The sequence below is a fragment of the Streptomyces sp. NPDC002044 genome (assembly GCF_040296725.1).
Taxonomy (GTDB): Bacteria; Actinomycetota; Actinomycetes; order Streptomycetales; family Streptomycetaceae; genus Streptomyces; species Streptomyces antarcticus.
On record NZ_JBEOXU010000207.1, the window covers coordinates 1 to 8,505 of the forward strand.

The following is an 8,505-nucleotide window of genomic DNA, read 5'->3' on the forward strand; positions in this document are numbered from 1 at the left end:
TTGTGTGCGTGGTGTTCTGCGGGGTGCTCTCCCGCCCCGCCCGCCCCCCCCCCCACTCCGGCGGAATGTGCGGCCGGAAACGACTCGAGGCCCGGATCCATGGGATCCGGGCCTCGGGCCTTCAGTAGCGGGGACAGGATTTGAACCTGCGACCTCTGGGTTATGAGCCCAGCGAGCTACCGAGCTGCTCCACCCCGCGTCGGTAAACCTGACTCTACGGGGACGCGGACGGCAGATGCAAATCCGTTGACCGGCCGGGCCCCGGGCCCACCCGGCGGGCCACCGCCCGCCCCGCCCCACACCGCGTGGAAGCGGGCCGGGGCGGGGCGGCGGCTCAGGCCGACAGTTCCTCGGCCAGCGCCTCCCGCAGGCGGCGCGCCCGCTCCGAGACCTCCGCGGGGCCCAGCTCCATCGCGCGTACGCACCACTTCTGGCCCTCCGCGAGGTCCCCGTGCCGGGCCGCCAGCAGGCCCAGCCGCAGCGCGGCCCGCCCGTGCCCGGCGACCGCCGCGCGGGTCCACCACAGGGCCGCCTCGGGCTCGCTGCCCTCGCGGGCCAGCAGCAGCCCGAGGTTGAACGCCCCGTTGCGGGAGCCGGCCTCGGCCGCCTCCCGGTACCACCGCGCGGCGACCGCCAGGTCACCGCGGGCGGCGGCGAGCATGCCGACCCGCACCTGCGCCCGGCGGTGCCCCAGCTCGGCGGCCCGCTCGTACCACTCCTCGCTCTCGGTCCGCTCCGCGCCGCCCGCCGACTCGCCCAGCGCCAGCGGCTCCGGCGGCGGGGCCAGCGACTCCAGCAGCGATGCCAGCCGGAACGCCGCCTCCGCGCTCCCGCCCCCCGCCGCGCACCGCAGGTGCCGCTCGGCGGCCCGCTCCTCGCCGTCGCGGACCAGCGCGATCCCCACCTGGAGCGCCGCGTCGGTGTGCCCCGCCGACGCGGCACGCTCGTACCACTTCAGGGCCGTACGGTCCTCGTCCCGGCTGGCGAACAGGATGCCGAGGTTGAACGCGGCGTCCACGCTGCCCGCCTCGGCCGCCTTGGAGAACCACGGTTCGGCGCCCGCCGCGTCGCCGCCCTGCAGCAGCAGGATGGCCAGCGCGTTGGCCGCCTCCCGGTGCCCCGCGTACGCGGCCCGCCGGTACCACTGCTCGGCCTGCGCGGTCCGGTCCTGCGCGACGCACAGCAAAGCGAGGTTGTACGCCCCGTTCTGGTCGCCCGCGTCCATCGCGGACCGGTACCAGCGCTCCGCGGTCTGGGTCTCCCCGCGCGCGGCGTGCAGCGCGCCCAGCGCGTTCGCCGCGTTGCCGTCGCCGTCCCGCGCCGCCCGGTTCCACCACGCGACCGCGCTCTCCTCGTCGCCGGCGTCGCGCAGCAGGAAACCGAGGGCGCACGCGGCCCGCGCCTCCCCCTGCTTGGCGGAGGTGAGGTACCAGCGCCCGGCCTCCTTGAGTTCCCCGCGCGCCTCCAGCAGTGCGCCCAGGTGGAGCGCGGCCCGGCGGTGCCCGCGCGCGGCGGCCTGCCGGTACCACTGCTCGGCCTCGGCGGGGTCGCCCTTGCGCAGGTGGCGTGCCAGCCGGTAGGCGGCCTCCCGGTGCCCCTGCTCCGCGGCGGCCCGGAACCATCGCTCGACGCCCTTGTCCCCGCGGTGCTCCAGCAGGTCGGCCAGCCCGTACGCCCCCAGGGCGTGGCCGGACTCCGCCGCCTGGCGCATCCAGTACTCGGCGGCGGGCTCGTCCCCGCGCTCGCGGAAGTGGCGGCCCAGGGCGTGCGCGGCCGGAGCGGATCCGGCCACGGCGGCGACCCGCCACCAGCCGGCGGCCTCCTCCGGGTAGCCCCGCTGGTGCAGGAGCACGCCGAGGTTGTTGGCGGCGGCCCGGTCGCCCTCGCCGGTCGCCCCGCGCAGGTAGGGCTCGGCCCCGTCCAGGTCGCCGCGGCGCAGCAGGAGGGCGCCGAGCACGCTCATGGCGCCGGGGTCGCCCTTGTCGGCGGCCACCCGGTGCCGGGCTTCGAGCTCGGCGTCGCTCGCCGCGTCGGTCTCGGCGAACATGTCCTCCGCGAAATCCGCATCGGTCAGTACGGTCTGCGCGTTGACAGCGGGAACCGTCTCGCCGGCTCCCGTATCCGGCTCGGCCTCCGCCCTCACAAACCGCCCTGTCTCCAGCAGAGTTGACCTGTCCCCCATAAATCCCATCGTCGCATCACCTGCTACCCGCGTACACCTGGTATGTCGCAGCCAGTGAGGTCACTACAGCGTTTTGTCGACATGCCCACAGATAGCCAAGTCAAACACGCTCCACCCCCAACTCACCCGTCTCAGCGACCCGCGTGTCCCCCCGGACCTCCCCCGCGGACCACGAACGGACCGCGCCTGCGGACCGCGAGCGGCCCCGGACGCGACGAAGGCCCGGATCCCATGGATCCGGGCCTTCGTTTTCAGTAGCGGGGACAGGATTTGAACCTGCGACCTCTGGGTTATGAGCCCAGCGAGCTACCGAGCTGCTCCACCCCGCGTCGGTAGACAAACAGTACCACGGGCGCGGGACGGTCCCGTACCGACGGTCCGGCCGCGCGGGGGCGCCGCGCGGCCGGACCGTACGGGTCAGCCGCTCGGCTGCGGTGCCGTCACCTTGGCCTCCGCGTCGATCGCCCGCTTCAGGGCCGCCTTGATGTCGTCCTGCGCCTTGCCGAAGGCGGTCCAGTCGCCGGCCTGCCTGGCCTTCTCGGCGTCCTCGATGGCCTTCTGCGCGTCACCGAGGGCCGCCTTGACCGTCGGGTCCTGGATGACGGGCGGGGTGACGGTGCCCTCGCCCGGGGGCTGGTTCGGCGGGACCGGGACCGTCGGGGCCTCGGCCCCGAAGACCACGTTCAGCGCCTTCTCCAGCGTGTCCTCGAAGGCGGTCTGGCCGCCGTAGGTCACGAGCACCTTGCGCAGCAGCGGGTACTTCAGACCCGAACTGCGCACGTACACCGGCTCGACGTAGAGCATGCCGCCGTCGAGCGGGACCGTGAGCAGGTTTCCGTACTCGACCTCGGAGTCGCCGCCCCGCAGGAGGCGGATGGACTCGGCGATCTTCGGTTCGGACTGGAACTTGCTCTGGACCTGCTTGGGGCCGTCGACCGGCTTGCTGGTCGGCAGCTTCAGCAGGCTGATCTTGCCGTAGTCCGGGGTGCCCGGATCGGCGTTGACCGCCATGAAGGCGCTCAGGTTGTCCCGCTCGTTCGGCGTGAACGTCGTCGTGAGCGAGAAGACCTGGTCCTTCTCCGTCTGGCCCGGCATCTTCATCGACAGGTAGTACGGCGGGACCGCCGTGCCGGCCTTGGTGGTCGGGTCGTCGGGGACGGCCCACGCCTCACTGCCGCTGAGGAAGGTCTGCGGGTCGGTGACGTGGTAGCGGGTCAGCAGCTCGCGCTGGACCTTGAAGAGGTCCTGCGGGTAGCGCAGGTGGTCCATGAGCGGCTTGGAGATGTCGCTCTTGGGCTTCACCGTGCCCGGGAACGCCTTCATCCAGGTCTTCAGGACCGGGTCCTCGGTGTCCCACTGGTACAGGTCGACCGTGCCGTCGTACGCGTCGACGGTGGCCTTCACCGAGTTCCGGATGTAGTTGACCTGGTTCTCCTGGGCCACCACCGCGCGCTGGCTGTTGGTGAGGGAGTCCGCGGTGCTCTGGCCCAGCGTGGTGCGCGAGGCGTAGGGGTAGCCGTTGGTCGTCGTGTAGGCGTCGACGATCCATTTGACCTTGCCGTCGACGACCGCCGGGTACGGGGCGCCGTCGATGGTCAGCCACGGGGCGACGGCCTCGACGCGCTCCTTGGGCGTGCGGTTGTACAGGATGCGCGAGCCGTCGCCGATGGCTCCGGAGTAGAGGATCTGCGGCTCGCTGAAGGTGAGCGCGTAGGCCGCCCGGTTGATCGGGTTCTGCAGGCTGACGCCGGAGTTGCCCTGGTAGCTGGTCTCCTTCTCGCCCTGGTCGTCCGAGTAGTCGAGCTCCTTCTGCGGTCCGCCGACGATCGAGTACTGCTTCGTCTGCTCGCCGTAGTAGATGCGCTGCTCGAAGTCCGTGCCGAACATCCCCTTCGAGGGCAGGTCGGACTGGGTGAAGTCCGGAGCGCCCTGGTCACCGACGGTGGTGCCCTTGGCCGCGACCACGCCGTAGCCGTGCGTGTACTTGAAGTGGTCGTTGATCCAGTTGTTCTTCGGGATGCCGCCGATGTTCAGCTCGCGCAGGCCGATCACCGTGTCCTGGCCGCTGTACCGGTCCACGGCGAGCGTGGACGGGAAGGCGTAGTAGCCCTTGACCTGCTGGAGCTGCTGGAACGCCGGCGAGACGATGTTCGGGTCGAGCAGGCGCACGCTGGCGGTCGTGTCGGCCGCCTGGCGGAGCTTGGCCTTGTCCGTCCCCGCGGCCGGGACGCCGGGGTAGTCCTTCACCTCGGAGCCGGCGACACCGTAGGCGTCGCGCGTGGCCTTGATGTTCTTCTGGACGTACGGGGATTCCTTGGCCTGCTCGTTCGGCTGGACCTGGAACTTCTGCACGATCGCCGGGTAGAGCCCGCCGATCAGGATCGCCGAGAGCACCATCAGGCCGAAGCCGATCACCGGCAGCTGCCAGGTACGGCGCCACAGCGTCGCGAAGAACAGGACGGCGCAGATCGCGGCGATGGCGACGAGGATCGTCTTGGCCGGCAGGTAGGCGTTGGCGTCGACGTACCGCAGGCCGGTCCAGTTGTCCGCGGCCTTGAAGTCGCTGGACTTCACCGCGAGGCCGTACCGGTCCAGCCAGTACGCGACCGCCTTGAGGGTCACGAAGAGGCCGAGCAGCACCGACAGGTGCCCCGTCGCCGCGGCGGTGGCCCGGGCGCCCGGGCTGGTCACGCGCAGTCCGCCGTACAGGTAGTGCACGACGGCCGCGGCGATCACCGACAGCACGACCGCGGCGAAGCCGAAGCCGAGCATGAAGCGGTACCAGGGCAGGTCGAAGGTGTAGAACGACACGTCCAGGTTGAACTGGGGGTCCTTCTGTCCGAAGGCCACCCCGTTCACGAACATCAGCCAGGTCTTCCACTGGCCGGCCGCCGACGCGCCCGCGATGAGGCCGACGAGCACCGCGATGCCCAGCAGCAGCCACTTCTTGAACGGGGCGATGCTCATCCGGTAGCGGTCGAGGCTCTGCTGCTCCATCGACATCGCGCTGAGCGGCGGCCGCAGCCGGTGGGCCAGCCAGATGTTGAATCCGACGGCGCCCGACATCAGCAGGCCGAAGACGGCGAAGAGCCCGATCTTGGTCCACAGCGTGGTGGTGAAGACGCTGGAGTACTTCACGGAGCGGAACCAGAGCCAGTCCGTCCAGAAGCCCGCGAACATGATGAAGAGCATGGCCAGGACGGCCAGTACGCCCAGGGTCATGAGGAGAGTGCGGGCTCGCCGGGACGGGCGGCCGACTCTCATCCGTGGCCCCGAAGGGCCTCCGCCGCGGTCCGGCATCTGGAAAGCCAAGGTGCGCACCTCGAAAGTCGCTGTCTGGTAATGAACGGGCCCCCGATCGTAGGGCCCACTCATTGAACTTACTGAGGCTTTAGTCAGTTCCCGGTATCCGGTGGAAAGGAGGCAGGATGTTGCCCATGTCCAACCTTTCTCCCTCCCCCGGCACTCCCATGGCGGCCAGCCCGCTCACCCGTGCCTGTCTCGAGATCGACGAGTACGCGGCCGGCCTCGGCTGGGACAAGCCCGCCCGGCTGTTCGCGCTCGTCGACACCGCCCGGCTCAAGAAGCAGGAGCCGCGCCTGGCGGGCCAGCTCGGTCTCGACCAGGACGACGCCGGCAAGTCCTCCCTCACCCCGATCGAGCAGGACGAGGTCCCGGCCGGGACCCCGCTCGACACGTTCCTCGGCACCATCGCCTGGCCGGACGCGGTCGTCGGCTGCGCCCTGACGGTGGAGCGGCTGATGCTGCCGCCGTCGGCGGAGGCGTCCGTACCGGAGGGGCTGAACGACAAGCAGCTCTCCCGGTGGGTCGCCGGTCACCCGGAGCGCCAGGAGGTCCGTCTCACGGTGGCCGTGCTGCGCGACGGCACCCGCGAGTCGGCCGTACGGCTGCGGGAGAAGGATTCCTCGACCGAGGTGCTCACCGGCGGGGGCCTTGTGCCCGGGCTGGCCGAGGCGCTGGCCGCGACCTTCTCGTAGCGGGCGGCCTTCTCGTGGCGGGCGGGGACCCGGTCAGGGCGTGGCGTCGCAGCGCGTCAGCCCGGCCGTGTCCCCCTTGCCGATCTTCTCCAGGGCGGCCGTGGCGTCGCCGATGGTGGAGACCTTGACCAGCGTCAGCCCGTCGGGGACCTCGCGGGCGGCGGCGGCGCAGTTCTCGGCGGGCGTCAGGAAGAACCGGGCGCCGGCCTGGCGGGCGCCGATGGTCTTCATCTGGATGCCGCCGATCGGGCCGACCTTGCCCGCGTCGTCGATGGTGCCGGTGCCGGCGATGAACTTCCCGCCGGTCAGGTTCTCGGGGGTCAGCTTGTCGACGATGCCGAGGGCGAACATCAGGCCGGCGCTCGGGCCGCCGACGTCGGCGAGCTTGATGTCGATGGCGAACGGCAGCGTGTGATCGGTGCCGGCCCGGATGCCGACGATCGCGTGGCCGTCGTCCGGCGCCTTGCCCGCGGTGATGGTGATCTTGGCGGATCCGGTGGGCTCGCGGTTCGCCTTCGCCGCCTCGGCCGCCTCGGCGGCGGGCACGACGGTGAACTCGACGGGCTCTCCGGGCTTGTGCTTGGTGACGAGCCTGGCCACGTCGCCGGGGGCCGTCACGGGGGTGCCGTCGACGGCCTTGACGACGTCTCCGGCGTGCAGCCGGCCCTCGGAGGGGCTGTCCTTGACGACGGAGGAGACGATCACACGGGCGGTGACCGGGATGCCGAGCTGCTTCAGGGCGGCCACCTTGGCGCTCTGCTGCGACTGACTGAACTCCTCGGCGTTCTCCTGGGTGGACTGCTCGTTCGTCTTGCCGTCGGGGTAGAGGTTCTCGTGCGGCACGACGATGTTGTCGTCGGCCAGCCAGCCGTACACCGCTTCCAGCAGGTTCATGTTGAAGTCCGCGCCGGTGACGCGGACCGTCGTCATGTTGAGGTGACCGCTGGTCGGGTACGTCTTGCGCCCCGAGATGTTGAGCACGGGCTCGCCGTGCGAGTCACCCAGCGTGTTCACCGTCGGCCCCGGGCTCATCTCCGAGTACGGGACCTTGATGAAGACGCCTGCGCAGAGCAGCGCGAACAGCACGAGGGTGGAGGCGAGCATCGTCGCGGTGCGGCGTGGCATGGATCCGACAGTACGGGACGGGCCTGTGGGGCGGCCCGTGGGGCCGGGCCGTACGGGGGCCCGGCGAGGAAGTCTCAGGGGATTCTCACGGGACGCCTCAGACGGCGTCTGAACCGGAGTGCGCCGGCGCCGGCGCCTTCACCCTCGCCTGATCCGCCTGCTCCGCCTGGCCGGCCTGTTCGGCCCTGCCCTCGCGACCGGCGCCGCCCACGTCATCGGTCCTGCCCATGGCCTCACGGAACCGCGCGTAGCCGGCCAGTTCCGATATGTCGCCTTGGGTACGGTCGCGTGCCGCCCAGCTGCCCCATATCGCCGCTCCGATCGCGGCGGACAGCGGAATCAGCAACCACGCCAGTGACGCCATGGGCGTGCCTCCCTACCCCGGATGTGCGTGTCGTTGGTGGCTTCAACGCTCGTGCCCGGAGAGGGGTTACGCAAATCGAGGGCGTGTTGCGCGGCCGAACGGGTGCGACGCTACCCCCTCCCGCGGACGGTCCCCCGTCCGGGGTCCGTCGATCGGCCCGGCGGGCGCCCGCCGGGCCTGCGCGGCCGCGTTTCAGCAGGCGCCGACCCACTCCTCCGTACCGTCCGCGAAGGTCTGGTGCTTCCAGATCGGCACCTCGTGCTTGAGGTCGTCGATCAGCATGCGGCACGCCTCGAAGGCCTCGCCGCGGTGCGGGCAGGACACGGCGACGACGACGGCCAGGTCGCCGACGGCGAGGTCACCCACACGGTGGACGGCGGCCAGGGCGCGGACCGGGTACTTGGCCACGACGCGTTCGGCCACGCGGCGCATCTCCGCCTCGGCGGTCGGGTGGCAGGAGTAGCCGAGCGAGTCGACGTCCGCCCCGCCGTCGTGGTCGCGCACCGTGCCGACGAAGAGCGTCGTGCCGCCCGTCGCGTCGTCGCCGACGGCCTGGAACACCTCGTCGATCGACAGCGGGGTCTCACGGATCGCGAGCAGGCGGATCGGGTCCGGAGCGGCCTGCTCGCCGGGATGGTCGAAGTGCGGTGCCATGGGTTCCATCGTGCCCTAGCCGCCGACGTGGCGGAATAGCCGATTCGCCCGGGGCCCGGCCCCCGCTCTGGGAGTCTCCTACAGGAAACCGCCGGTGGCGGCGGTGTCCGCCCCGCCGGCCGGGAGGCGGACACGGGGCGCCGGGTCCGGGCGGGTCGTCAGATGCCGCGGCGCTTGCGGGC

The 8,505-nt window shown here is 71.5% G+C and carries 6 protein-coding genes and 2 tRNA genes; 1 reads left to right on the forward strand and 7 read right to left on the reverse strand.

Annotated elements, in window-relative coordinates; genetic code table 11:
* Positions 1-125: 125 nt before the first annotated feature.
* The 4 genes from ABT106_RS29550 to ABT106_RS29565 all read right to left on the reverse strand — a co-directional run bounded on the left by ABT106_RS29550 (position 126) and on the right by ABT106_RS29565 (position 5,482).
* Positions 126-199: transfer RNA gene (locus ABT106_RS29550), tRNA-Met, on the reverse strand.
* Positions 200-334: 135 nt separating this feature from the next.
* The gene (locus tag ABT106_RS29555; RefSeq protein ID WP_351283448.1) at positions 335-2,191 is read right to left on the reverse strand and encodes a tetratricopeptide repeat protein; all 1,857 of its coding nucleotides are present in this window, start codon (positions 2,189-2,191) and stop codon (positions 335-337) included.
* 246 nt (positions 2,192-2,437) lie between these two features.
* Positions 2,438-2,511 (reverse strand) — tRNA-Met (locus ABT106_RS29560).
* A gap of 88 nt (positions 2,512-2,599) precedes the next feature.
* Positions 2,600-5,482 (reverse strand): UPF0182 family membrane protein, encoded by a 2,883-nt coding sequence (locus tag ABT106_RS29565; protein WP_351283459.1) that lies wholly within the window; start codon positions 5,480-5,482, stop codon positions 2,600-2,602.
* A gap of 128 nt (positions 5,483-5,610) precedes the next feature.
* Here ABT106_RS29565 and ABT106_RS29570 point away from each other — a divergent pair, with 128 nt between their 5' ends.
* Positions 5,611-6,180: a PPA1309 family protein gene (locus ABT106_RS29570; protein WP_351283451.1), complete on the forward strand. Its 570-nt coding sequence runs from the start codon at positions 5,611-5,613 to the stop codon at positions 6,178-6,180.
* A 33-nt stretch (positions 6,181-6,213) separates the two neighbouring features.
* Here ABT106_RS29570 and ABT106_RS29575 read toward each other — a convergent pair whose 3' ends face one another.
* The 3 genes from ABT106_RS29575 to ABT106_RS29585 all read right to left on the reverse strand — a co-directional run bounded on the left by ABT106_RS29575 (position 6,214) and on the right by ABT106_RS29585 (position 8,323).
* A complete protein-coding gene (locus ABT106_RS29575) occupies positions 6,214-7,305 on the reverse strand; it encodes a YlbL family protein (protein ID WP_351283454.1) in 1,092 nt (363 codons plus the stop codon).
* A 97-nt stretch (positions 7,306-7,402) separates the two neighbouring features.
* On the reverse strand, positions 7,403-7,669 hold the full coding sequence (locus ABT106_RS29580) for a hypothetical protein (RefSeq protein WP_351283461.1): 267 nt from the start codon (positions 7,667-7,669) through the stop codon (positions 7,403-7,405).
* Between the two features lie 192 nt (positions 7,670-7,861).
* The gene (locus tag ABT106_RS29585; RefSeq protein ID WP_351283456.1) at positions 7,862-8,323 is read right to left on the reverse strand and encodes a molybdenum cofactor biosynthesis protein MoaE; all 462 of its coding nucleotides are present in this window, start codon (positions 8,321-8,323) and stop codon (positions 7,862-7,864) included.
* Positions 8,324-8,505 lie beyond the last annotated feature (182 nt).